This is a genomic window from uncultured Oscillibacter sp., assembly GCF_910579365.1.
Taxonomy (GTDB): domain Bacteria; phylum Bacillota; class Clostridia; order Oscillospirales; family Oscillospiraceae; genus Oscillibacter.
This window is the reverse complement of sequence record NZ_CAJTUX010000002.1, coordinates 61,689-84,845: the sequence shown is the minus strand read 5'-3', so window position 1 is coordinate 84,845 and position 23,157 is coordinate 61,689. Positions and strand designations below refer to the sequence as shown.

Sequence of the window (23,157 nt, the reverse complement as noted above, 5' to 3'; positions counted from 1 at the left end):
AGCGCGCAAAAAGAGCTGGTCAAGGTCCTGCTGGATCATATCCGCGCCCTTGGCCTGATATCGGATTTCACCTATTCCAGGGCCGTGGATTTGGTACATTCTGTGATAGACTTCCCGGAGCTTTTCCAGTATCCTGTGTGCTTGACAAAGGAGGCGGAGATTCATGAATGTACTTAGGATACGAAATGAAATGCGGAACGGGAAAACCATCTTCGACCTGCCCCTGCGGGTAACCTTCTACGCCAGAGTTTCCACAGACAAGGATGAACAGCTCAACAGTTTGGAAAACCAGGTACAGTATTACACACAATTCATTCAGGAAAAACGGAATTGGACCTATGTTCAGGGCTATGTGGACGAGGGTATTTCCGGCACCAGCACCAAAAAGCGGGACAGCTTCTTACGGATGATAGCGGACGCCAAAGCAGGGCGGTTTGACTTCATCATCACGAAGGAGATCTCCCGCTTTTCCCGTTCTACGCTGGACAGCATCCAGTACACTCAGGAGCTGCTGGAACACGACGTGGGGGTACTGTTCCAAAACGACAACATCAACACCCTGGACTCCGACAGCGAGTTCCGGCTGGTGGTCATGGCCGGGGTGGCTCAGGACGAGGTGCGCAAGCTGTCCGAGCGGCTGAAGTTCGGTTTCCGGCAAGCCATCAAAAACGGCCACGTGCTGGGCAATGACAAGCTGTGGGGGTATGACAAAAAGGACTGTGTGCTGACCATCAATGCGGGGGAGGCCCAGGTAGTACGGCGGATTTTCGACCTCTACGCCAATCAGCAAATGGGCATCCGCCGCATTTCTCAGGTGCTGTACGACGAGGGCTTTACCAGCCGCAAGGGCAACGCTTTCAACGTGCTCACCATCCGGCATATTCTCTGCAATCCAAAATATAAGGGCTGGTACTGTGCCAACAAAAGCCAGACAGTGGACTACCGCAGTAAGCGGAAAATTTTCATGGACGAGAGCGAATGGGTCATGTATCCAGATCCGTCTATCCCGGCGATCGTCTCCGAGGAGCTATGGGACAGGGCCAACGCCCTCTACAAGCGACGCAGTAAACAGATGATGTCCCATCAAAGCGGGGCGGAATTCCACAACCGATATCCTTACAGCGGCAAGATCATCTGTGAGGAACACGGCACCAGCTTCCACCGTCAACTGCTGAAAAGCGCCAAGGATGAAAAGGAGGCCTGGCAGTGTCGTGTCTACCGAGATAAAGGGCGGGCGGCCTGTTCCGCGCCCCAGCTCAGGACGGCGGAGTTAGACCAAATCATGGCCAATATCTTCAACCAACTGACGCAAAACAAACAGGCCGTCATAGGCGCGGTGGTGACCGTGCTCCAGGCAGTCCCCGACGAGCATGACTACGCCCAGGACATCCACCGCCTGGAGGAGGACCTGTCCGCCCTCCGGGCAAAGAAAGACCGCCTGCTGGAGCTGAGCGTCGAGGGCGTCATCTCCGTGGCGGAGTTTAAACAGCGCAACGATGGCTTCAACCAGCAGGCACAAGCCCTGGAGGAACAAATGGAAGTCCTCAGGGCGGAGGCAGAAAAAGGGCGGCGGACGGCGGTGCAGCTGGAGGAAATCCGCGCCGCCCTGGAGCGGGCGCTGACCTTCCAGGACGGAATCAGCTCCACTCTGGTCACCACAATTCTGGACAAAATCGTGGTCAAGAGGAACAGCACCAAAGAGCGTGTCTGCCTGGACATCCATCTGAAATTCGGCGGCCCGTGGGAGGCCGCTTTCAATCGGGTAAATCCTTCCCTTTGCTTCACCCGTCCAAAAAATACTACACCCAGAGCGCCGATCAGGAGGACCTGATTTCCATCGGAACCATCGGCCTCATCAAGGGCATCTCCAGCTTCAACCCCGCCAAGGGGGCCCGGCTGGCCACCTATGCCGCCCGGTGCATTGAAAATGCTATCCTCTCTTAGCGGCGCCGCGCGGCGGATTCCCATTCCTGCCGTTTGAAACGCCAAAGAGGCGGAAGGAAAACCGAGGGTGCAAATGCACACGGGAGAGCTTAAGGCAAACCGAAGAAACAAAAAGGCTGGGGTCCAACCCCCAGCCTTATCCTGTGCAGCTTCTGCGCTTTGCTATAACCGCGTCCATCAACGCAGCCCTCTGCTCCACAGGGCAGGAGAGTGCGCTGAGCTTTTCCACAACCGTCTGCGCATGAACGGTGGCGGCGCATTTGGCAAGCTCCCGCTGCGCCTCCTCGGTTTCGGGATAATGGACAACCATCTCAACAGGACCGCCGCCTTTCATCCTTCCGCCTCCCTTCCAGCGATTCACATAAAAGCATATGCGCCGGCGGCTCTTTTGTATGCGTGCGCTTTCCGAATCCGCGAATCCGGCGCGGAGGGTTCCTCCGCGCTTTCGCTCCAAGTGCCGGGTCCCCCGCGGCCTTGCTGTAGCTGCACCATCTTAAATCAGCGAAAGTGAATCACAGCGAACTCTGACGAAATATTACTTAAATTGGTGAATCGGCCCATAAAGCCAGCCTGTCACAGAAAAAAGTGATAGGTTGGTTCTTTTATTTGGAAATTGCAATAGGTGAATGTCCGCACAGTTATAGAGACAATTTCAATCGCTTCGCTTGTATAAATATCTGTGATTTGCCGGATTCTCTCTTATTTTTGTAAATTAATATAAAAATTAGCTCATGTTTTAGTATCTCTAAAAAAATATTCGTCATTTTTTGTTGCTCCTTCTCCGCGTCCGGCGTAAACTATGCCACCACGCTGAAATTTTTGGCTATCGACGGCCGCTTTGATGTGATCTGCAGTGGATCCATGCTGGGGATCAATTATCGGAAGATCGAGAGCAACAGCGTAGGCTATAAGACGGACTGCGAGATGTTCTCCATGGATTTTGAAGAATTTCTCTGGGCAAAGGGCTATGACGATGGGTTCATTGCTGATCTGCTGGATCATATGCGGACGCTGACGCCTTTCAGCGAATTGGAACTGTCCGTCTGCAATTCGCTGTTCCTGGATTTCTGCATTCTGGGCGGGATGCCGGCTGTGGTGCGGGAGTATGTGGAGCGGGGCACCTTTGAGGGCTCGCTGGATATCCAGCGTCAGCTCATTGCCGACTACAGAGAGGACATTCGGAAATACGCCGAGGGGCTGGATCAGGGGCGCATTCTCAATGTGTTCGACCAGATCCCGCCTCAGCTGGCCAAGGAAAGCAAAAAGTTCCAGATATCCAAGGTGGCTTCGGGGGCCCGGTTCAAGGACTACCGGGGGTGTATCGAGTGGCTCATCGATGCCGGGATGGTGAATATCCGCTGCTGACAGAATTGATATCCACTGATGAAAAACTCTGCAGGGCGCTGCTCCTTCGATATGGGGAGACGACTCTGGACGAATGTATGAAAACGCTGAAAAAAGAACTGGCCTCCATTGGAAGGCAGTATGCCGACCGCTATGGCTGTATCAACTATAGAGACGCGGATGAGTTTGAGTGCGATGTGGCTGATTTTATCGGGCGGCAGACGCAGACACGGTTGGGACGGGGTGAACCGTTGCTGGTACTCCGGGCAGGGATGAATGCGCTGCGGGAATACGCGAGCTATGAAACGGAGGAAGGCTGCGCCTATGTAGATGACGCTATGGACGCGATGCTTACGGACATACTTTGTGCCGGTAAGGAAGACGAGGTGTTCGACTTCCTCCTGAAATACCCAGGGTCGGCCGGCGAACACTGGAGTGTCCGGGATTTTGCGGAACAGGCGATTTTGTCCCGGTTTTCCGGAGAGACGTTTGACAGGAAAAAGTTGGAGCTGGCAGATAGACAAATCACGAACCTTGAGGATTCCGGCAAGCAAGGTTATTCCAGTGAATATGAGATGAAACGGCTGTTGATGCGTCGTTTCGACCTTATGAAAAAGCTGACCTTGCCAAAGGAGGAACTGGACGCCTTTTTAGAACGGTACACAAACTATTCCGATATCCGTAAGCTGCGTATCCAGCAGGCACTTGAGGATAGGAAGACGGATGAAGCTATTCGCCTGCTGGAGGAGGACTGGCGCACTCGGTACATCCGCCGCCGGGCTATGATGGAGGAACTGCGGAACGCGGGGTTTTAATTGCATCATTGTTATATGGCGCTTTTGGCGCTATAATAGCTTTGGGCAGGAGGTGTTCCCCATGAGCTGCCACAATATTGGTCATGGTCTGAACAAAGATAAAGCCGCAGAACGCCGGAAACAGACCGAGCAGTTCCTGGAACATCACGATGTCATCCAAAACGCTGATGTGCGGCGGCTCTGCGGCGTCTTTCCGGCGACAGCCAATCGCATCCGTGCGAAACTCGCGGCAGAAGGAAAACTGATGAAGTGCCGCAAGGGTGGACATTATCAAAAGATTTAGAAAATTAAACCACCGGTTCAATGACAAATCGCGGCGCTCTTGGTGAATTCTGAGAAAACGGCAAGCTGCCAGCGGCAGACCGGCCGGCAGTACCGCCGCAGGAAAGGGCAGGAGAAGTTGAACCGCCGGCTGGCCATCGTCCAGCTCTCCGGCTACGCGCCCCACCGGGGCTATGTGGATTGGGGCTTTGGGGGCAGGACCCTCCTGCACACAGGCAAGTACATCAAATATCCCAAGAACAGCAAGTGTCAGCAATGGCTCAAGCGGGTGAGCAACAAAAAGGTGCGGACTTACCCATTCCTCCCTCAAAAGGGAAACGGCTGCCGCAAGGTGTTTGACTACTGGTGGTCGCTGTATTAAAAGGACGCCTTGGTACATATTATCTGTTTTCTGGTTCACAAGGACAGACCGCTGAGGGATGCCGTACTGGATATGCCGCGCTCTATGGCCGGATCCAGGATTTTCAGCAGGCTGTCATCGGTGAGGGAAGAGAGGCTTGGTCTTCACCACTTGTCCCTCCCTGCGGATATGGGAGTGTTAGCGTCCAGGAATACCACCGCGGCCATTCTTTCGCTATAAGGAGACTAAGCTGGACATCGTGACGCATGTATTGCTTCGAACGGTCAGTGAGAAATGCCTGCGGCAAGCTCATCAATGCGCAGGGTTTACGGTCTGCTAAGCGCTGCCCCCTGACGTTTTTGACTTAACTTTGGAAGAATTCAAAACTCAATACATCACAACATAATTCTGTGTAAAAGGCGATCATGCGGTAAAATTAAGTACTGTATTTAACATCTGAGAAAAACCACGCAAAATCTCTTCAGCATCAGCATCCGCGTCCCAGCTAATCCGGGCAGCGCTTTCAATTCGTTCATCCGGAAGGCCCATCGCCAAAAGCACATGGCTGTGCTGATATGTGCTTGAAGTACAGGCGGAGCCGTTTGCGATCCCGCAGTATTGCCTTGTCGCAAGCATGAGCGCTTCAGAAGAAACTCCCAAAAAGCTGACATTCAGTGTTGAGGAAACACAATGATCCGGGTTTCCATTTATTGAGTAAGCCACATTGGATTCGGCCAACAGCTTCAAAAGTCTCGATTTGATTGCAGCGTTTTGCTGTTGATGATCCGTATAGTTTTGCTCAGCGAGCTCGCATGCTTTCCCCAGGCCTGCGATCAGTGCAGTGGGAAGCGTTCCGGGGCGGATACCATGCTCCTGGGCACCACCAAACATGATTGGGCGAACCGGGGGCAGACGATACTGCTTTTTCCTCAGAATGAGTCCCCCAACACCCTGCGGTCCATGCATCTTATGCCCACTGAACGACATCATGCGATAGGACAGCCTCTGAATCTCCGAAACCAGTTTTCCAGCACTTTGGGTTGCGTCAATGTGAAACAAGACATCTGTTTTCGCAAGCGCCTCCCCAATCTGATCCACGGGCTGGATTACACCGGTCTCGTTGTTTACATGCATAACACTGACCAGCCGCGTATCTTTACGGACCCTGGAAAGAATGTCATCCGCAGAAACGCAGCCGTCTTGACCGGGATTGACAAGTTCAATTTCAAATCCCTCAGTTTCTAAATGCTTTGCGGCTTCAAGGACAGCCTTATGTTCAATGGCCGTCACAATCAAATGCTTGCGCCCAACTTCCAGCCCGTACTTTTGCAGACCCAAAATCGCAAGGTTATTACTTTCTGTTGCCCCGCTGGTGAAAAAGATCTCGTCTTTTTTTACTCCAAACAGTGACGCTGCCTGCCCCCGGGCGGTTTCGACCAGATCGCGGGCATTTTCTCCATAACTATGGGTGCGACTGTCAGCATTTCCGGTGCAGTTCCGATATACGTCGATCATACACTCCAAAACCTCCGAAGATATTGGAGCGGATGCGTTGTAATCCAAATAGATACTCATATTATGAAGCCTCAATCGCAAGATTTAATAAATCAGACAGGTTTTTGATGAATCCTGTACCCGACAAGTGGGCAATCCCACGCTCCAGGTGGAGCTTGAAATATTTGGCCACAGTTATCTCATCCGTCGGGAGACCAGCTCTGACACACCAGGCTTTTATAACCGCCTCATATAGCTCGCTGTATTCTCCAGCGAAGGTGTACCAGGACATCTCAACATTGCTGTCTGCGCTGCCCAGCAGATGGAAGACAGCTGCGCCCAGTTCTTTGAGCCGGCCCGGTCTTATACCCACCTGGAGCAGTTGGACCGGGATACCCTGCCGGCCTTTGTGGAGCGCATTGAAATCGGTCCCAATATCTATGAAAACGGCAGACACAAGGTCCCCGCCCGGGCCAGCCAGCCATACCGGCAGAGTGTGCGGATTTTCTACAAATTTATTGGAGAATTAACCGAAAACGGCGAAAAATGTCCCGAAGAGAAACCCGCTTAAGATGGAGAAGGCACACCAAGGGAAGACGTCGTTACCCCCAAATCCCGCCGGGGCTAAGCCTTGCGGCGCTCAAAAAACTATGGTAAAATGAAACATATATCATCTTTCTGCCGCCGGCAGAAGGGGAATTCCATTACCAATTGGGAGGTATATCGAATGAGCAAACGACTGCGCACAGTCCTGATTATTATACTGCTCCTGGTTTTCGCCGGAAGCCTGGGCGGCCTGATTTGGAACCTCGCTGACCGGGAAAAAGGCCGGTCGTTCTATGAAGAGGCGGAAAGCATCGCCAAACTCTCCCCGCCTCCTCCTGACGCCGGTCTGGAGCCCGGAGCCGAAATCGAGGAGGACCCTTATTTTGAATCTCTCGCCGCCATCGACCTCGCCGCCCTTCAGGAAGTCAATCCCGACGTGCTAGGCTGGATTTTGATTCCGGATACGGAAGTCTCCTACCCCCTGCTCCTTGGACGAGACAACGACTATTACCTTCACCGGACCTGGAACGGCAAGAGCAGCGCCCTGGGCGCCATCTTCCTGGAATGCCGGAACAACGAGAGCCTCAGCGATTTCCACACCATCATCTACGGCCACCGGATGAAGAACGGAACCATGTTCGGCTCCCTGCGGAACTACAACCAGCAAGACTACTGGACCGCTCACCCCTACGTCTACATCATGACCGGCACCAGCATTCGCCGGTACAACATCTTCTCCGCTTACACCGCCAGCGTCACCGGACGGACCTATCAGATCGACTTTGCGAATGACGGGGAAAAACAGGCGTTCCTGGACGAGGGCCTCTCTCTCAACGTTCTCTCCACCGGACTGACCCCTGCCGTCACCGACAAGATCATTACCCTCTCCACCTGTTCCGGCAACACCTATGCCACCCGCTGGGTGGTGCAGGCTTCCCTGGCGGAAATCTATCTGCTGTGAGACCCAGCGGCCCGCGGCAGGGAAAACAAAAGGAGCATCCGTTCGGATGCTCCTTTTTGTTGGTTACGCAGCTTCGCGTTCTTCCTTGCGCTTGGAGGTAAGCAGGATGATGATACCCGCGCCGCTGGCCGTGGCCAGACCCAACCAAACTACAATCGCGTTGTTGTCGCCGGTCTTGGGGATGCCGCCCAGGGGCACGCCCTCGTCCTCGATTTCCTCTTCCGTGGGAGGCTCATCCGCCAGGGGAACCTCCGGGTCGTCGAGAGACACCTCGTCGGGGATATCCGGATTATCCAGAGGAACCTCCGGGTCCGTGATGTCCGTGGGGGGAGTGGGGGTGGGATCCGAGCCGGGAGCGGTTCCCGGACCGGGGTTGGTTCCCGGACCAGGGCCGGGTCCGGGACCAGGGCCAGGACCTGGGTCATCCGGAAGGGTATCCGCGTAGAAGACCCAGTCAATGTAGGCGCTCTTGTTGGCAAAGTCGTTGCCCATCTCTTCATTCACATGAAGATTTACGGTGATGTCATGGGAATCGCCGGGGGCGAAGGTGCCAAGCAGCACGCCGCTCAGGCCGGTGCCCTGCCCAATGTTCACATTGCCGATTTCCTCTCCGTTGTAGGAAACCGTGATGTCGAGATATTTCAGGAACTCCCGGTCCTTGTCGGTCAGATCGGGCCGGACATGAGCGCCGTTCTCGGGAACCTCCGCCTCGACGCACTCGCGGGCGTAGAGGAAGATGCGGTAGCTCTCCCGGTTGGCTCCGGCGGCGTTGACCTTGATGGTCTGGGTCAGGTCGTCGCCGGGCATTACACCCTTGAAGTCCTCGAAGAGGTCGTCGCCGTTGGCATTGATGACGAACCGGCGGGTGTTCCCCTCCTCTACCAGGGTAATACCGCTGTCAAGAGCCAGGGTCCGAGCGGCCAGGGCGCTGTTGGCAACGCCCACCGCAAAGACCGCCGCCAGGAGGACGCTCAAAATGCGCGTTGTTCTCTTCTTCATTTCTTACGCCTCCTTTTAGGTTGTGGGCTCGTCAGCGGAGAACGCGGGAACATAACTCACCGCGCTCGCTCCCCAAGAAGTCGCGACAGCAGTCTTGTTGACATCCGCCTGAAGCGTCTGGGTCAGGATGGTGACTTGGAGCCGGCCATCCACAGGGCCTACGCCATTTTTGGGGCTGCAGCTTTCAATCAGATTGGAAGTCTGCCCGCCGGGCTGCAAAACCTGCTGGTAATAGTAGTATCCGTCGGCTTTCTTCACCCAGTTTTCGTCCCCGTTTTCGCCGACCCAATTGATATTGACCATGCTGTTTTCATCATCCGTCACAACTACGGGCTCAGACAGGACCGTCTCTCCGTCCTTGTCAACCCAGTTGAAGATGACCTTGGCGCGGACATAGACCGGAAGGCTTCCGTCATTCTCGCCATTTTGGACATAGACGTCCTTTTTCACCTGTTCATTGAACTTCTCCTCCGTCGAGGTCGTAACCTCGCCGGGAATGAAGGTGTTCGTCTTCGGGCCGGTCTCGCGAATCAGGTAGGCCAGCGTGCCGCCAACAGAGACGGAGAGAATCAGAACCACCGAGAGCACCAGCAGCGCCGCGCGCCGGGATAGATGGCCGTGCTTCTTGTTATCCTTATTCATAACGGGTCACCTCCTTATCCGTTGGCCGTATCGCCGTCCGTGTCAGTACCGGTTCCAAAATTTTCATCCTGCTTTCCGCCATTCCACGCGTCGCCCGTACGGGCGTCCAGGGTCTTGGCGGCATTCACCGTGATGAAGGTATTCACCGCTGCGTCTCCGCCGGAGAGCCAATTCTCGTTGACCAGGGTGTTGTGGAAGCTCACGCTGCCCTCGCTGTTCGTTTCGCTGAGGGTGACAGCCCCCGGCGCAGAATCGAGCTTATACCGCCAGGACCAGTTCGTGTCCTCCGTCACAGTATACGTGCCTACCGGCAGGCCGCCGATGATCTTGCTGGCCGTCACGCCGCTGAAATCGTGCTCCTGGCTCAGGAAGACGTCCATATCGACTGCCGCCGCCAAGGGATTACCGCTGCCCCTGATGTGGAACAGGAAGCTGTCGCCCTGGTCATAGAACTTGCTGACGCTCTTGGTCACCGTCAGCTGGCAGGGGATGACATGGACATAGAACTGGTGACCCTTGACCGTGCCCTCCGCTTCAATTTTGTCGGGCTCAAGCAGACCGCAGTCATGTTCCCACTTGAAGATGATGCACGCGTTGATGTTCCGGGCCGCAGTTACGCCGGCAGGCGTATATTGCATATGTCCGCCCACCGCCGCCTGCACCTGAACGGGGGTATCCTTCACAAAGTAATTGCCGTTGTACAGATCGTTGTTTCTGGGTGTGTACTCGTAGGTGATCACAGGCGCGGGGGAACTGGGCATCTCAAGCTCCGCTCCGTTTTTAATCTCACCCGGGTACATCCATTCGACCTTTACAGGTCCGGCATACGTCACGTCGTCCTTCGTCATACCCTTGTAGACGCTCATGTCCGTGAAGGTGATTTCAGGCTTAAAGACGTGCACCAGGAACTCGCCAACCTTACTGTCATAAACCCGGCTGACAATGTCCTCGCAGACATGATGGCTGAATGTCACCACATTCTGCTCTTTCGCCGCGCCTTGATCGTCCCGCGTCTCGACAGTCTTGCCGTTGCTGAACTCGACCTTCGTCACAAAGGCATAATAGTCGCGGACAGCCTGGTTGACATCAGCACCGTGCAGCGCATTGACCCGGCCCTTGATGGTACAGGTCAGAGTGGGAGCCGTGCCCTCCATGGTCGCGTTCTCCCCGCCATAGGTAAGGAGGGTCGTATCCGTTTCGCTCACTTGAATGGTGCTGCCTTCAGAACCGCTGTTGGTCACCACATTTCCATTATGTGTCCATACCACACTTTTGGGCATATGGTGTTCCACATCCGCCACAACCGTCAGATACGTCCGCATATCGGCGAAGCTGACCGTGGGCTTGAAGACGTTGACCAGAGCGTCGCACTGGCCGCCCTTATGCACAGCCGGGGCTCCCTTGCTCGCGGGCTCAGGGGTCTCCGCGGCGGTAAAGGTGAAGTCAAGATTGTACTTCTCATCTTCCTCGAACTGAATCGTCTGCCCGTCCCGAAGGGTGATTTGAGGCTCGTTGTTCAGATAATCCGTCCGCCAATCCACAGGAACATTTCCAATTTCGAACAGGTCCTCCAATACGAGGGTGGCGTTTCCATAGTAAATGTTCTTGTCTTTCGGCTTCCACTCCGGAATTTTGATCTGCACATTCGCCTTGGGATACGCCAGCTCCGTGCTCTTAAAATCGGAGTGCAGGGCCTTGATGCAGGTCTCAGGCGATTGGTCGTCATCCAAATCCGTAAACACGCCGGAGAGGCGGGGGATATTGGTGGGCACGTTGTTGCCGCCCCAGAACCCATCTCTCTCCTTGATGGGAATCACGATGCGGAGTTTGTGGCCCTTCCCGTCCAGCAGGAAGTTTTCGTTGAAGTTATACTCCGCTTCCACGGTTTGAATGGCATTGTCCCCATAGACTCCATCATTCAAAGAAGCGTTGATCGGGGTGGAGGAGATTTCCTTACCGTTCTCGATGCTAACATCGTAGGCTTTCACGCCGCCGGCGGCTCTATCCACTTCAAAGTAGGGCGAGATGACGTCGCGCACGACGGTGGCGCCCAGGGACACGTTGGAGGTGCTGCCGGTGATAGAATCAGAGATCTTGATGAACGCATCGATCAACGCATCCGCATTTTCCGGACTAAGATAATGACTCTTTGACAAATCACAGCTTACATCCGCTCCCAAATAATTCGCCGCCCCGCAGTTGGAGGAAAGCATCTGCATAAAACGGTTCGCTCTGGCAAGCTCGTTCTCATCATTGGGTCCAGCATTCTCATTTACCGGGACATAACTCGGAAAACTCTTTCCATCCGCCCTGCTGAAAACGCCAATTGTATATATATCTACTCCATCGTTTTTCAAAGCGCCGGCGTGACGCAGTGCATCGTTTGCAAATTCACGATACGCATCCGGGTTAAATTCAGGTCTGGGTTCCTCCCGTACAAAGTAGCCCGTGTCTTGGTCTGCCGTCGGATAGCCGTCTGTAAAGAGGATCACGACCTTTTTGCGGCCTTCACTCGAAGCCTTCACTTCATCAAAGAGAGCCTTCGCATACTCCATCGCCCTTCCCGTCGGCGTCGCACCATGGGGTTCTCCAAGGTAACCATTGATATCTATCGTTCCTTCGGTCAAACGCCTGCGGATACCGGTCTGTCCGTCTCCCTGTCCGATTGCTTCACCGCCATAGGTCACAACGCCAATACGGTGATTCTCCCCAGATTTCGCCAACTCGGCAAGGAACTGATTCACCGCGTCTTTCAATACGGCTTGGCGCGAAGTGTCCTCGTAAGAGCCCAGAAAGCCTACATGTTCCGGGCCATTACCATAATCCACAAGCTCGTTAGAAGTTGGAATAAACTGCTCACAGCTACATCTATTACTCTCTGGAACTACGCTATTGAGTATAGACTCAGGAAAGGCATAAGTAGGAAGGTTAGGATGCTGATGCGTATAAAATTCCCTTCCGTCAGCGTCATGGATACTTGCCGATACCGGTATGCCGCATTCCATACACCCACTCATGGAGGCAGATTGATCCAGAGCCAAGACAATATCAGCGGGAGCGGAGGTTACCACTTCCGAAGACGTATAGCTGCCCGTGGCGTAAGCCTCAATGGTAAGCTGTAACTGACCATTCACCTCTTCCAGCTTCTTGCTGGTGTACATATTTTCATTTTCCTTGCCCGCAGCCACCGGATTCTGCATCGGGTCCTCCCCCGCAATCCGGCTATTCATCCGCCGGGCGCGCATGGGAGCCGCCGTTGCCTTCACCACAGGAATGTTCAGCAAGGCGCCTGCATCCGTAAAGTTTACAGGCGGAATAAAGGGAATTTCGTTCGCCGTCGCAAGGCGCATCAGTCTTATCAAATGCTCCTGCAAAGCGGCCTTCTCCGCGCTGCTCAGTTCGTACAGGGCGTCAATTTCCTCCCGGGTGGCCTCGTTCAAAATGGCCACGAACGCTTCCAGGGTCTCGGTGGCCATCAGCCGCTCATAGAGGCTGTCTCCCACCGGGGGCAGCTCCGGCAGACCCTCCAGCAGAGCCATCAAAGCCGCCTTCTGCTCTTCGGTCAGCTGCTCAAACAGCTCCCGGTTGGCCTCCAGGATATCCAGGAACTCCTGCTTGTTGGACGCGCCGTTCAGCCGGTTGATCAGGTCCTGCTTTTCCTGCTCCAGCTTCTCCTCAGCGGTGGGCAGAGTCTCCAGCTTTGCCAGCAAAGCGGCCTTCTCCTCGTCAGTCAGCTGCTCAAAGAGTTCCGCGAACTCCTCTTTCAGCTTCTCAAAATCCTCCTTGGTGAGCGCGCCGTTCAGCTTGTCAAAGAGGTCCTTCTTTTCCTGCTCCAGTTTCTCTCCGGCGGTGGGCAGAGTCTCCAGCTTCGCCAGCAGCGCCGCCCGCTCTTCCTCAGTCAGCTTGTCGAAAAGCTCCGCAAACTCCTCTTTCAGCTTCTCGAAATCTTCCTTGGTAGCCGCGCCGTTGAGCTTGTCAAAAAGGTCCTTTTTCGCCTCGGCGTCAGGGTCCTCCGCAGGAGCGTCGGGCAGGGTTTCCAGCTTCGCCAGCAGCTCGGCCTTCTCCTCCTCCGTCAGCTTGTCAAAGAGGTCCCGGTTGGCTTCCAGAATCTCGTTGAACGCGTCCTTGTCTGCGGCGGAGCCCAGCTGATCCAGAAAGTCCTTTTTGGCCTCCTCGTCGGGCTTCTCCTCGGGGGACCCGGAATCAGGCAGGGCCTCCAGTTTCGCCTGGAGCTCGGCCTTCTCCTCGTCGGTCAGTTTGTCATAGAGTTCCTTATTCCCGTTCAGAATGGCGTTGAACGCATCCTTATCTGCCGCGCTGCCCAGCTGGTCCAGGAAGTCTTTCTTGGCCTCGGCATCGGGGTCCTCGGGGACCTCGGGCTGGTCGGGATTCTCGGGATCGGTCGTTTCTCCGGGATTCTCGGGGTCGGTGGTCTCGCCGGGGTTCTCCGGGTCGGTGGTCTCGCCGGGGTTCTCCGGGTCGGTGGTCTCACCGGGATTCTCGGGATCGGTGGTTTCGCCGGGGTTCTCCGGGTCGGTGGTTTCACCGGGGTTCTCGGGCTCGGTGGTCTCACCGGGGTTCTCCGGTTCCGTAGTTTCACCGGGGTTCTCGGGCTCGGTGGTCTCGCCGGAATCGCCGGACTCCTCGGGCTCCGTCTCCTCAGACTCGGAGGGCTCGCTGGACTCGTTGTTGTCCGAACTACCGGAATCAGAAGAAGTATCCCCGCTCTCCACGGCGCTTCCTTCGCTCTCCGCCTCCACGGCAAACGCGGGCGAGGCGATGGAAAGCAGCAGCGTCAGGGTCAGCAGCATTGCCAGAAATTTTCTCATCTTCATTGCGTTTCCTCCTCTCCGCCTCAGTTCGCGGATTCGTCAGGCCAGCCCCTGGCCGCCAGAACGCCGCCTTCGGAGTTGTTGTCGCTTTGGACCGCTTGGGCGTTTACGTCAATGGAATAGCTCTTTCCCAGCCAGGAATTGTCGATCTGCGGACCGCTGAAATTCACCTGGGTCAGCAGGGGAAGGGTCTGGTAATTGTCGTTGGTGAGAATGGTATTATAATAGTACCATCCGTCCTGATAGGTCCAGTGTTCCTCATCCAGCACCAGGGTTACATCCCCATCCTCATAGACATCGGGCCGGTTCTCGGTGAGCTTCACCCGGACCCAGCAGGGCGCGGATTCCTCTGTCTTCCGCACTGCCACAATCTTACTGGCCTTGCTGCCGGGCATAACGGGCATGCCGCCCTCTTCACTGGGATAAACTTCGTTAAAGTCCTCTAATTCGTATACGGCGGTAAAGTTGTCCGCCGCCTGGCCCTCTTGGGCGGTTTTATCCAGCAGCTCAATGGCCACGCTGCCAGAAGTAATCACATTATGCGTTGTCACGTCCGCCGTAAGATAAGCCAGCGTGCCATACGCGCCCACGGTGACAATTAAAACCGCCGCCGCCGCGAGGACGAGCTTCTTTCTTAAACTCATACAGAATACCGCCTTTCTGTTTGCTTGTCATATTTCTTGCGCAGGCCGCGCGCCGGCACTCCCTTTTACATGTGGAGCGCCCGCGCGCGGCCTGCCCAGCGGGCAGGCCGCTTCAGGATGTTGTTTTCTAATGTGTCTGCGAGGATTAGGCTTTCTCAGCCGGAACGCCCTGGGACTGAACCATCTGCCAGATCTGCGCGATCTCATTTTCCGTGAGATAGTCCCCTTCCAGGTCAACGCTGCCAGCCAGCCAATCCTTCTGGATGGCGTATGCCGTAAAGGTCAGCGTGGGCTTGTTGTCTTTGAAGGCATCCATATCCGTCTTTTTCAGATCGGCGGGGATGTTAACTCCCACGATACCATCTTCTTCGCTCAAGAACGGATAGAGGTACTTGCCGTCTGTCGCCTCGACGTCCGGCTTCTTCTTGCTGAAGACCCGGTAAAAGACGTTCTCTACACCAGGCACCTCATGCCAGCCGTCAGCGGCCTTCCACTCAACAGGGCTGTTCTCGCTTTCCTCCACCTTGACGAAGAGGTAGCAGTCCTCGCTTCCCACTTCAACGGAAACGGTGGGGTCCTTAGGAAGACGGGTACCCGGGGCCATGACGTACGTGCGATCGGTCTCCGTCAATTCAATTACGATGTCCCCCGCCTTGAACGTATTCGTCAGCGGTTCAGAACCTTTCGACAGCAAGGCCATGGTGCCGCCGAAAACTACGCCCAGCAGCATGACCGCCGCGCACAGCAGGGCCACGGTCCGTTTTTTCATAAGGTTCCCTCCTTACTCGGGATTTAGGTTTTTATCGCTGGAAATGTAGCATGCGTATTAGCCGAAGAACGCGATAGCCTCAGCGTCGGCAACAGTCAGAGCATTCTCGCCCAGGTTATCGGCCTGGATGGCGAAAGCGGAGATCACGATGGTCTTGCCGTCCAGCTTAGAAGCGAGGGTCGTAGCGGTCAGGTCGCTGTGAACGTTGACCTCGGTGAAGAGGGGAGTGAGGTTGGTCACGTTCTCAGAGCTGGCAACAACTTCCTTGTAGCGATAGATATTGGTGGTGTCCTCAACCCGGGTCCAATCAGCGTGAATCTCCACGTCGGCCACATCAGCCAGCTCGTTCACAACCTTGGCATAGGCATAGCAGGCGGCGCTGTTGGCGCTGACATGCACGGTGGGGTCCTTCGCCAGGGTGGCGCCGGGGAGAACGTTATCGTAGGTGTTGCCGGTCTCGGTTCTGCTACCATCGTCCTTGGTGTTGTCTTTCTCGTCCAGGGTAATCACAACCTGGCCCTTGGTGCCAACGTTGAAGGTGTTGGTGACTTCGCCGGTCTCACCGGTCAGCCAAGCCAGGGTGCCGGCGGCAGCGATGGAGGCCACGACGGCCACGGACAGGACGAGGGCGAGAATCTTCTTGCTGTGTTTCATGTTGATTTCCTCCTAAAAATAATTTTTGATTTATATCTCACATGTAGTTGGCCTACACTTAAGATACCAAATGGGGTGTTGTATTTTCTGGATTTAGAATACCATCAAAAGGTTTCAAGCTGGTTACATCTGGAAAGTTCGGAAAACTTTTTTCATTCTTCCTTTTTCTTCTTTTCCGCCGCCCTGCGGTCCGCCGCGTCGGCGGCGTCCAGCACGTCCGGCAGGAACATCAGCACCAGCAGTCCAACCACCGCGCAGCCCGTGATGTAGATTCCCGGGGGCTGGGAAATCCAGTTGGACAGATTTCCAAACTTGGGCACGCAGAAAAGCGCTTTGCCGATCACATTCTCCGGAGCTACCGGGGCTCCGTCCGCCACATCGTTGGCGTCGCCCTTGGTGTGGAAGCCCTCTCCATCGATTTCGATTACCCGGTGAGTGGCGATGACGCCGCTCTCCTTATCCAAATAGAAGGTAATGGGGTCTCCCACCTCGATGCTCTCAGGGTCCACCGCTTTCACGTAGATCATGGAGCCCACCGGGAAGGCCGGCTCCATACTGCCGCTGAGGACGGCGTAGGGCGTAATGCCCACCAGCCGGACTCCTGCCAGCAGCATGGCCACCGCCACGACGGCGGCTACCAAAACCCACATGACCGCGTTCCATATTTTTTTCAGGGTCGGATTCATACTCCGAAATCACTCTCCTTTTCCGGCGGACAGCGCGCTGTCCATCAGCCGGACCAACTCCATCACGCTGCGGAATTGGGCGTCCATATTTTTCTCCACCCAGACAAGGCTTCCCTGCCAGCTGGCGTTCTGCCGGAACAAAACCCGAATCTGGAAGGTGGCCAGGGGCTCCGCCTCTTCCGAACCCTCCTCCGGCGTCTGCGGAGGCGCGGCCGCTCCGAAGGTCCGGTGTTCCTCCGCACGCTGGGGCAGATTCTCCCGGTCCATAAACGCGTCCATCGCCAGCAGCAGCTGCATGAGGCTGTTGAAGGAAACAGGCTTTCCCCAGTTGGGCCCCGTCAGTGTCCCGCAAGGGCGTTTGTAGTCATAGGAAGTAATCCGAACAATGACCGCGCTCTGACCTAAAGGGGTAAATGCAGGGGCTTTCACGTCGTATTCCTCCTTGATGTTTTCAACTTGCCGCCAGGTCATTCCCGGCTTCTGCCGATTAGGATACCATCCAAAAGTTTCAGTCAGGTTACGCCGGTGAAATTTTCCTCTTATGCGATAAGTGCGGCTTGTGTGTGCCGTTCTTTGGGTTCAGTATATCTCCCAGAGGTTTCAAACCGGTTACACGCGGAAAATTCTCCCTCTCAGGACACGATGGGCCGGAAGCCCGCCAGGGGCTCCTCCGTCTCCAGGGACAGCGCCGGCAGAAGGCTGAACTGCGGCGTGGTGGTTTTGCCCGCCAGCGTCTGCCCGTAGGCGGAGAGGACGCGGTCCACGGCCATGGAGCCGTTTTCGTGGCTGGCAGTGGGCAGAAGCACCAGAAACTGGGTGGGGCTGAACTGCGTAAAGATATCCCCCGAGCGGAGGCGCATCTGAATGGCCTCCTTCAGTTCCTCCATGGCGGCGGCCCGTTGGCTGGGGGCGAGGGCGCCGCCGGTTTTGGAGAAGAGGGTGATGACGCCCAGCTGGACAATCTGCCCGTTCCGGACGGAAATCCGGGCCAGCAGGCGGCAGATGTTGCGGAACACAAAATACTGGCAAAAGAACGCGCCCCGGTTGGCGCTGTCGTCCCCCAGCAGGACGGCCCGGATGGTCCGCAGGTCCAGCTCCTGGGCCTCCCCCGGTCCGCTGAGCTCATGGTACAGGGCCGTCAGCTCCTGGGAGGGGGCGACGCCCAGCTCCTTCATCAGCAGGGCGGAGATGTCGCTGTAATACCGGGCCACGGCCTGTTTGCTGCCGGAGGCGTGGAGAAGGCGCATCATCAGGGACTGGCAGGTCTCGTCATAAGGGTCCAGGGCGGTGGCGAACCGGCAGACCTCCACAGCCTCCTCCAGCCGGTCCCGCTCCCAAAGGACGCTGGCCATGTCAAAGCAGAGATGTAAGTACTTCAAATGATAGTGGGTCCGGGGGGAGAGGGCCCAGGGGCTGGCGGAGGCGTGGGGAAGAAAATCCCCCTGATAGAGAGCCAGGGCCTTCCTGGCGGCAGCCAGTCCCTCCTCGCCTGCGGGGCCGGTTTCAAACTGGTCCCGCAGGGCGTCAAACTCCTCGATATCCACGCGGATCACCAGCTCCGGGTTCCAAGAGTAAACGCCCCGGCGATAGCGCAGGACGTCCTTTCCGTCGGAAAAACCCAGGCGCTCCAGAGTAAGGCGCGCCCGGTGAAGCAGGGTTTTCAGGGTGTTGACGGGGTTGCCCACCTCGACGCCGCCCCAAATGATGTCAATGATCTCCTCCTGCGACACACAGCGCTGGTGGTAAACGCATAAGTACTCCAGAAAGGCCCATTGACGCCAGGAGTTGCTGTCCTGTTCCGTAATCTCCAGATTCTGGTCTTCCGTACAGATGTGTTTCAGGGAAAAGCCGCCTAACGTTTTCACGTATAACGTGCTGTCCAAACACACGCACTCCTTTCTCTATCTCTTCTCGCTCTCTCTATATTCCAGAGGAAGAGACGTCTCCGCTCTCTTGGTCCATCCCAAAGGCGTACTCCTGAAGGAAGCGGTCATGAAGCTGGTTTTCGGCCTGCTTGCGGGCAAGAACCGCATCATCAAAGTTCTTATAACTGCCCAGGTAATGGCGCTTGCCCTTGAAGCAGATGGTGGCCCGCCAGCGGTTCCGTCCCCCCCGCCAGTCCACGCCGGGGATACCGCTGGTGTTGTTGCGGCGCACGGTCTTGGCCCGGAGCATCTCCACGCAGGTGCCGTCCACATAGGTCAGCTTCAGTCCGGTTTCGGGGCGCCGGCAGCCGCAGCTGACGGTCCGGCCGCTGCGGAGCCGGTCGGTCTTCACCACGACTTCCCTGCCGCAGATACAGCGGCAAAGCCAGGCCGTATGCTTTCCGATGTTCTCCGCCGGAGCCAGAACGGTCAGGTCCCCATAGCGCTGTCCCGTCAAATCCAGTTTTTTCCTTGAATGACTCATGGTTTCCTCTCCGGCTGCCGGAACGGCCATCCCGCCGGAAAACTTCCCCCCTGGGGTACAGAATATGCCCAACCTCCAAAATTCCAGCGTGAAAGGCATCTTTAACAGAATTTACATTCTGTTTTTACTTTTGGTGAATTTGCGGCGGCATAAAAGCGAAAAAGACTTGAAAAAGGCTTGCGGGGAAAAGAAATAGAATTTGAGGCGCAATACAGAGAAACCGTGGCATAGAAACTGCCCGGCTCTGGTTAAGTGCCCGGATTTTTACATAAGCCCTTGCAAACGCATGTTGGATTGTGCTATAATAATTTCCCCAGTCGTGTCATGCGGTCAGTCTAGGAAACAGAATGTAAATTCTGTTTCTAAGTCAGCAGACCTAAGTGCTCCAGCTGGCGGGTATGCTCCGCGCCGGTGGACAGAAGGTAGATACGGGTGGTGTTGATAGAGCTGTGCCCCAGAACATCCGCCAGCTTCACGATGTCCCGGGTGGCGCGGTAGAAGGTGGAGGCAAACAAATGCCGCAGGTTGTGGGGGAACACCTTGGTGGGCGCGACGCCCGCCGCCGCGCACAGGCGCTTCATCTCCCGCCAGATTTGAACCCGGGAGAGACTGGTTCCGCCTCTTGCGAGAAAAATCTCGCCGGAGGCGGTTTTGCATTGTCCGGCATAGCGCAGAAGCCGCCGGCAGAGCTTCCCCGGCAGGAGAATGGTCCGGATTTTCCCCTTCAGCGACACGTCCGCCCGGCCCGCCCGGGCCGCCTCCACCGTGATGTAGCGCACCTCGGACACCCGGATGCCCGTGGCGCAGATCGTCTCCAGCAGCAGCTTCAGCCAGCCGGGGCGCAGGCGCTCCGCCGCCGCCAGAAGACGGGCGTACTCCGCCTTGGTCAAATCTCGGGAGGCATCCCGGAACACGCGGCGCTGAACCTTCAGGAATTTCACTTTGTGCTCTTCCCACCCCAGGAAGCGGAACAGCCCGTTTACAGCGGAGAGCTTGGCGTTGATGGTGGCGGGCGACTGCCCCTGGTCCAGAAGGTGCGCCTTCCAGCGGGCCGCGGAATCCTGGGCCGCGGGGCGGCCCTGGAGCCACGCAGCAAAGGCGCGGACGTCGCGCAGATATTTGTCAACGGTGGCAGGCGCGCGTTCCTCCTCCCGGAGAGCCCCGGCATAGGCGGCAAGCTGAGCGGCGGTCAGTGTACGGTTGTCCATAATCTGTCTCCTTGATTCTGTAATCAACTTCTTCTTCGGTGTTTTTCCGTCTGCGGGGGAAAATTCGTTTCCCCCGTTCTTGCCGACATTTTAAACGAAGAAACGGACAGCCGCCAGATACTGCGCAAATTTTTAAACGGAAACCGCAGGAAACGACAAGGGCACGAGGCGGACGTCCGGTTGGAACGCCCGCCTCGTGCCGGTTTTGTTTTCCGCTCCGTGCGCCTGCGCGGTTACAAAGAAGGAGGACCCCGCAGAATGCGGGGTCCTCCTCTGTCGCTCAGAACGAAACCTTGCCCGTAAAGTCGCCGTTGATCACATAATAAGCCGCCTGCTCTTCCGGCTTGACATACAGCTTCAAGCTGGTGACGAGGGTGCGCTTTTTTATGCTGCGGAAATCGGCTTTGGCGGCCTCCGCCAAGCTGTTCATATCCACCTCGGTACTCTGAAATTGAAGAATCAGCTCCGGCTTCAGATGGTCGGCCTTCTCCTTTTCAGCAGCCCGGAGCTTTGCCGCCGCCTCCTTTTCCTCCGCCGTCATGGGGCGCCTGCCCGGACGTTTCTTCTCCTTCAGTTCGCTGGCTTTTTCAGCGTTGGCTTTTCCTCTCATAAGTACCTCCCTGCATTTGAAATCTTTGCCTGTTATTATATAGGCAAACCGGACAAATTGCAACATCTATTTGCATATGCCGCCGTTTTGAATGCCGCCGCAGGGGAAAACCCGCTGTGCGCCTCCGTGATTTCATACAAAAGCCGCTGCTCAAACCCAAGCTCCCCGAATAGACTGGCAACAGATTTCATTCGGAAGGGGCGGTTCCATGAACGACGACGGGCAGCTTGTGATCTACTCCCGAAAATCCAGGTTCACAGGCAAGGGCGAGAGCATCGAAAACCAAATTGAGCTGTGCAGGCAGTACATACGCCTGCACTTCGGGGACGAAGCCGCCGCTCGTGCGCTGGTGTATGAGGACGAGGGCTTTTCCGGCGGCAATCTGGACCGCCCGCAGTTTCAAAAGATGATGGCCGACGCGGAAACAGTGAAACTCCGGGCCATTGTCGTCTACCGTCTGGACCGGATCAGCCGCAACATCGGGGACTTCGCCAAGCTGATTGAACGGCTGAACGGCATGAACACCGGCTTCATCTCCATCAAGGAGCAGTTTGACACCTCCTCCCCCATGGGGCGGGCCATGATGTACATCTCTTCCGTCTTTTCCCAGCTGGAGCGGGAGACCATTGCCGAGCGCATCCGCGACAACATGCGGGAGCTGTCCAAAACCGGGCGCTGGCTGGGCGGCGTCACCCCCACCGGCTACGCCTCGGAGAGCGTTTCCCACGTGACGGTGGACGGCAGGACCCGCAGGGCCTGCAAGCTGAAGCTCATCCGGGAGGAGGCCGGCCTGGTGAAATTGATCTTTGAGAAATTTCTGGAAACCGGCTCCCTCACCAAAACGGAGACCTACTTACTGCAAAACGGCTGCGCCACCAAAAACGGCAAACCCTTCACCCGGTTCGCCATCAAGGGAATTCTCTCCAATCCGGTTTACCTGATCGCGGACGAAAGCGCCTATCAATACCTGACCGAGGCCCGGGTGGACCTGTTCTCGGAGCAGCGGGATTTTGACGGCGTCCACGGCATCATGGCCTATAACCGCACCTTGCAGCAGCCCGGCAGGGCAACGCAGATCAAGCCCAGGGAGGAGTGGATCGTCTCCGTGGGCAAGCACCCGGGGCTGATCGAGGGAACCGCGTGGGTAAAGGTCCAGCGGCTTTTGGCGCGAAATCAATCCAAGAGCTACCGCAAAGCCCGCAGCAGCACGGCCCTGCTCTCCGGCCTTTTGATTTGCGGCGGCTGCCGCAGCTTCATGCGGCCGAAGGCCTCCGGGCGGCTTAACGCCCAGGGGGAACCCGTTTACACCTACCTGTGCTCCATGAAGGAGCGCAGCCGGGGACATGTCTGCAATATGCGAAACTGCAGCGGCAATCAGGCGGACGCCGGCGTTGTGGAGCAGCTGAAGGCCCTGCGGGAAAACGACTCCGACTTTCTCCGCCAGCTGATCCGCAGCAGGCAGGTCCTGGCCGGCGGCCAGCAAAGCCACGACGGGGAAACCGCCAGAATCGAAGCCGCTCTTGCCGCCAATGACGGCGAGATCAAAGGGCTGGTGTCTTCCCTGGGCAAGGCCTCCGGCACGTCCGCAGAGGCCTATATCCTCCGGCAGATCGACGAGCTGCACCACCGGGGCGAGGGATTCCGGCAGCGTCTGGACCAGCTCCGGGAGCTGACCGCCTATCACCGTCTGGCGGATAGGGAGCTCACGCTTCTGGCGCAGGCGCTGGCCTCGTTTCAAGATACCGTGGACGGCATGACCGTGGAGCAGAAGCGGGCGGCTGTCCGCGCCGTCTTCCGCCAGGCGATTTGGGACGGCTCCCAGGTTCACCTTGTGCTGTCCGGCTCAAATTACGAGTATCCGTTTCCCTCTGCCGGTACGGAGGACGGGGCCGCGGAAGGCGGAGAACCGGCGGCTTTTCAGGAGACGGCGGAACGGGAGAATACGGAGCCGCTGGGAGAGGATAGCAAATGAAATCCT

At 56.5% G+C, this 23,157-nt stretch carries 23 protein-coding genes and 1 pseudogene; 9 read left to right on the top strand and 15 right to left on the bottom strand.

Going from position 1 to position 23,157, the window contains the following annotated elements:
• Positions 1-163: 163 nt before the first annotated feature.
• Positions 164-1,831, top strand: coding sequence for a recombinase family protein (locus QZ329_RS01300; protein WP_295747505.1), 1,668 nt, complete (start codon positions 164-166; stop codon positions 1,829-1,831).
• Positions 1,777-1,938 (top strand): annotated as a pseudogene (locus tag QZ329_RS01295) (sigma factor); the annotation flags it as partial. The gene QZ329_RS01300 and the pseudogene QZ329_RS01295, both read left to right, overlap by 55 nt.
• 142 nt (positions 1,939-2,080) lie before the next feature.
• On the opposite strand, the gene QZ329_RS01290 reads toward QZ329_RS01295, so the two are convergent.
• The gene (locus QZ329_RS01290; RefSeq protein ID WP_295747503.1) at positions 2,081-2,278 is read right to left on the bottom strand and encodes a hypothetical protein; all 198 of its coding nucleotides are present in this window, start codon (positions 2,276-2,278) and stop codon (positions 2,081-2,083) included.
• A 527-nt stretch (positions 2,279-2,805) separates the two neighbouring features.
• Here QZ329_RS01290 and QZ329_RS01285 point away from each other — a divergent pair.
• From QZ329_RS01285 to QZ329_RS01270, 4 genes are all read left to right on the top strand, one after another.
• The gene (locus tag QZ329_RS01285) at positions 2,806-3,309 is read left to right on the top strand and encodes a hypothetical protein (protein WP_295747501.1); all 504 of its coding nucleotides are present in this window, start codon (positions 2,806-2,808) and stop codon (positions 3,307-3,309) included.
• 77 nt (positions 3,310-3,386) lie between these two features.
• Positions 3,387-4,103 carry a hypothetical protein gene (locus QZ329_RS01280; protein ID WP_295747500.1) on the top strand — a complete coding sequence of 239 codons (717 nt, stop codon included), beginning with the start codon at positions 3,387-3,389 and terminating at the stop codon, positions 4,101-4,103.
• Between the two features lie 61 nt (positions 4,104-4,164).
• Positions 4,165-4,386: a hypothetical protein gene (locus QZ329_RS01275; RefSeq protein ID WP_295747498.1), complete on the top strand. Its 222-nt coding sequence runs from the start codon at positions 4,165-4,167 to the stop codon at positions 4,384-4,386.
• A 42-nt stretch (positions 4,387-4,428) separates the two neighbouring features.
• A complete protein-coding gene (locus QZ329_RS01270) occupies positions 4,429-4,746 on the top strand; it encodes a hypothetical protein (RefSeq protein WP_295747496.1) in 318 nt (105 codons plus the stop codon).
• A gap of 402 nt (positions 4,747-5,148) precedes the next feature.
• Here the strand turns inward: QZ329_RS01270 and QZ329_RS01265 are convergent, their stop codons facing one another.
• Together QZ329_RS01265 and QZ329_RS01260 are read right to left on the bottom strand one after the other, a co-directional pair.
• Positions 5,149-6,300 (bottom strand): aminotransferase class V-fold PLP-dependent enzyme, encoded by a 1,152-nt coding sequence (locus QZ329_RS01265; RefSeq protein ID WP_295747494.1) that lies wholly within the window; start codon positions 6,298-6,300, stop codon positions 5,149-5,151.
• Position 6,301: 1 nt separating this feature from the next.
• The gene (locus QZ329_RS01260; RefSeq protein ID WP_365351238.1) at positions 6,302-6,655 is read right to left on the bottom strand and encodes a DndE family protein; all 354 of its coding nucleotides are present in this window, start codon (positions 6,653-6,655) and stop codon (positions 6,302-6,304) included.
• On the opposite strand from QZ329_RS01260, the gene QZ329_RS15560 reads away from it, so the two are divergent.
• Together QZ329_RS15560 and srtB are read left to right on the top strand one after the other, a co-directional pair.
• Positions 6,542-6,790, top strand: coding sequence for a DUF4368 domain-containing protein (locus tag QZ329_RS15560; RefSeq protein ID WP_365351193.1), 249 nt, complete (start codon positions 6,542-6,544; stop codon positions 6,788-6,790). The two genes, QZ329_RS01260 and QZ329_RS15560, sit on opposite strands and share 114 nt — an antisense overlap.
• A 156-nt stretch (positions 6,791-6,946) precedes the next feature.
• A complete protein-coding gene (srtB, locus tag QZ329_RS01255) occupies positions 6,947-7,726 on the top strand; it encodes a class B sortase (protein WP_295747490.1) in 780 nt (259 codons plus the stop codon).
• Positions 7,727-7,789: 63 nt separating this feature from the next.
• Here the strand turns inward: srtB and QZ329_RS01250 are convergent, their stop codons facing one another.
• The 12 genes from QZ329_RS01250 to QZ329_RS01195 all read right to left on the bottom strand — a co-directional run bounded on the left by QZ329_RS01250 (position 7,790) and on the right by QZ329_RS01195 (position 21,179).
• Positions 7,790-8,725 (bottom strand): LPXTG cell wall anchor domain-containing protein, encoded by a 936-nt coding sequence (locus tag QZ329_RS01250; RefSeq protein WP_295747489.1) that lies wholly within the window; start codon positions 8,723-8,725, stop codon positions 7,790-7,792.
• 15 nt (positions 8,726-8,740) lie between these two features.
• Positions 8,741-9,367, bottom strand: a complete 627-nt coding sequence (locus QZ329_RS01245; RefSeq protein WP_295747487.1) for a hypothetical protein — start codon at positions 9,365-9,367, stop codon at positions 8,741-8,743.
• Positions 9,368-9,381: 14 nt separating this feature from the next.
• On the bottom strand, positions 9,382-14,202 hold the full coding sequence (locus QZ329_RS01240; protein ID WP_295747485.1) for a VWA domain-containing protein: 4,821 nt from the start codon (positions 14,200-14,202) through the stop codon (positions 9,382-9,384).
• A gap of 20 nt (positions 14,203-14,222) precedes the next feature.
• Complete coding sequence (locus QZ329_RS01235) at positions 14,223-14,843, bottom strand: SipW-dependent-type signal peptide-containing protein (protein ID WP_295747483.1); 621 nt, start codon at positions 14,841-14,843, stop codon at positions 14,223-14,225.
• Positions 14,844-14,988: 145 nt separating this feature from the next.
• On the bottom strand, positions 14,989-15,612 hold the full coding sequence (locus tag QZ329_RS01230) for a hypothetical protein (RefSeq protein WP_295747481.1): 624 nt from the start codon (positions 15,610-15,612) through the stop codon (positions 14,989-14,991).
• 57 nt (positions 15,613-15,669) lie between these two features.
• Positions 15,670-16,266, bottom strand: a complete 597-nt coding sequence (locus tag QZ329_RS01225; RefSeq protein ID WP_295747479.1) for a hypothetical protein — start codon at positions 16,264-16,266, stop codon at positions 15,670-15,672.
• A 152-nt stretch (positions 16,267-16,418) separates the two neighbouring features.
• Positions 16,419-16,952 carry a signal peptidase I gene (locus QZ329_RS01220; RefSeq protein WP_295747477.1) on the bottom strand — a complete coding sequence of 178 codons (534 nt, stop codon included), beginning with the start codon at positions 16,950-16,952 and terminating at the stop codon, positions 16,419-16,421.
• Between the two features lie 9 nt (positions 16,953-16,961).
• Entirely contained in the window at positions 16,962-17,423 is a 462-nt protein-coding gene (locus QZ329_RS01215) for a hypothetical protein (RefSeq protein ID WP_295747475.1), read from the bottom strand.
• Between the two features lie 161 nt (positions 17,424-17,584).
• Entirely contained in the window at positions 17,585-18,835 is a 1,251-nt protein-coding gene (locus QZ329_RS01210) for a BTAD domain-containing putative transcriptional regulator (protein WP_295747473.1), read from the bottom strand.
• 37 nt (positions 18,836-18,872) lie between these two features.
• Entirely contained in the window at positions 18,873-19,361 is a 489-nt protein-coding gene (locus tag QZ329_RS01205) for an AP2 domain-containing protein (RefSeq protein ID WP_295747471.1), read from the bottom strand.
• 362 nt (positions 19,362-19,723) lie between these two features.
• A complete protein-coding gene (locus QZ329_RS01200) occupies positions 19,724-20,569 on the bottom strand; it encodes a tyrosine-type recombinase/integrase (protein WP_295747469.1) in 846 nt (281 codons plus the stop codon).
• A gap of 280 nt (positions 20,570-20,849) precedes the next feature.
• Positions 20,850-21,179 (bottom strand): DUF6465 family protein, encoded by a 330-nt coding sequence (locus QZ329_RS01195; protein ID WP_295747467.1) that lies wholly within the window; start codon positions 21,177-21,179, stop codon positions 20,850-20,852.
• 208 nt (positions 21,180-21,387) lie between these two features.
• Between QZ329_RS01195 and QZ329_RS01190 the strand changes: the two genes are divergently transcribed.
• The gene (locus QZ329_RS01190) at positions 21,388-23,151 is read left to right on the top strand and encodes a recombinase family protein (protein ID WP_295747465.1); all 1,764 of its coding nucleotides are present in this window, start codon (positions 21,388-21,390) and stop codon (positions 23,149-23,151) included.
• The last annotated feature ends 6 nt before the right edge of the window (positions 23,152-23,157 follow it).

Coding starts and splice junctions, on each gene's coding strand:
- QZ329_RS01300 (WP_295747505.1), top strand. CDS start 164: ATGAATGTACTTAGGATACGAAATGAAATGCGGAACGGGAAAACCATC.
- QZ329_RS01290 (WP_295747503.1), bottom strand. CDS start 2,278: ATGAAAGGCGGCGGTCCTGTTGAGATGGTTGTCCATTATCCCGAAACC.
- QZ329_RS01285 (WP_295747501.1), top strand. CDS start 2,806: ATGCTGGGGATCAATTATCGGAAGATCGAGAGCAACAGCGTAGGCTAT.
- QZ329_RS01280 (WP_295747500.1), top strand. CDS start 3,387: ATGAAAACGCTGAAAAAAGAACTGGCCTCCATTGGAAGGCAGTATGCC.
- QZ329_RS01275 (WP_295747498.1), top strand. CDS start 4,165: ATGAGCTGCCACAATATTGGTCATGGTCTGAACAAAGATAAAGCCGCA.
- QZ329_RS01265 (WP_295747494.1), bottom strand. CDS start 6,300: ATGAGTATCTATTTGGATTACAACGCATCCGCTCCAATATCTTCGGAG.
- QZ329_RS15560 (WP_365351193.1), top strand. CDS start 6,542: ATGGAAGACAGCTGCGCCCAGTTCTTTGAGCCGGCCCGGTCTTATACC.
- srtB (WP_295747490.1), top strand. CDS start 6,947: ATGAGCAAACGACTGCGCACAGTCCTGATTATTATACTGCTCCTGGTT.
- QZ329_RS01250 (WP_295747489.1), bottom strand. CDS start 8,725: ATGAAGAAGAGAACAACGCGCATTTTGAGCGTCCTCCTGGCGGCGGTC.
- QZ329_RS01245 (WP_295747487.1), bottom strand. CDS start 9,367: ATGAATAAGGATAACAAGAAGCACGGCCATCTATCCCGGCGCGCGGCG.
- QZ329_RS01240 (WP_295747485.1), bottom strand. CDS start 14,202: ATGAAGATGAGAAAATTTCTGGCAATGCTGCTGACCCTGACGCTGCTG.
- QZ329_RS01235 (WP_295747483.1), bottom strand. CDS start 14,843: ATGAGTTTAAGAAAGAAGCTCGTCCTCGCGGCGGCGGCGGTTTTAATT.
- QZ329_RS01230 (WP_295747481.1), bottom strand. CDS start 15,612: ATGAAAAAACGGACCGTGGCCCTGCTGTGCGCGGCGGTCATGCTGCTG.
- QZ329_RS01225 (WP_295747479.1), bottom strand. CDS start 16,266: ATGAAACACAGCAAGAAGATTCTCGCCCTCGTCCTGTCCGTGGCCGTC.
- QZ329_RS01220 (WP_295747477.1), bottom strand. CDS start 16,952: ATGAATCCGACCCTGAAAAAAATATGGAACGCGGTCATGTGGGTTTTG.
- QZ329_RS01215 (WP_295747475.1), bottom strand. CDS start 17,423: ATGACCTGGCGGCAAGTTGAAAACATCAAGGAGGAATACGACGTGAAA.
- QZ329_RS01205 (WP_295747471.1), bottom strand. CDS start 19,361: ATGAGTCATTCAAGGAAAAAACTGGATTTGACGGGACAGCGCTATGGG.
- QZ329_RS01200 (WP_295747469.1), bottom strand. CDS start 20,569: ATGGACAACCGTACACTGACCGCCGCTCAGCTTGCCGCCTATGCCGGG.
- QZ329_RS01195 (WP_295747467.1), bottom strand. CDS start 21,179: ATGAGAGGAAAAGCCAACGCTGAAAAAGCCAGCGAACTGAAGGAGAAG.
- QZ329_RS01190 (WP_295747465.1), top strand. CDS start 21,388: ATGAACGACGACGGGCAGCTTGTGATCTACTCCCGAAAATCCAGGTTC.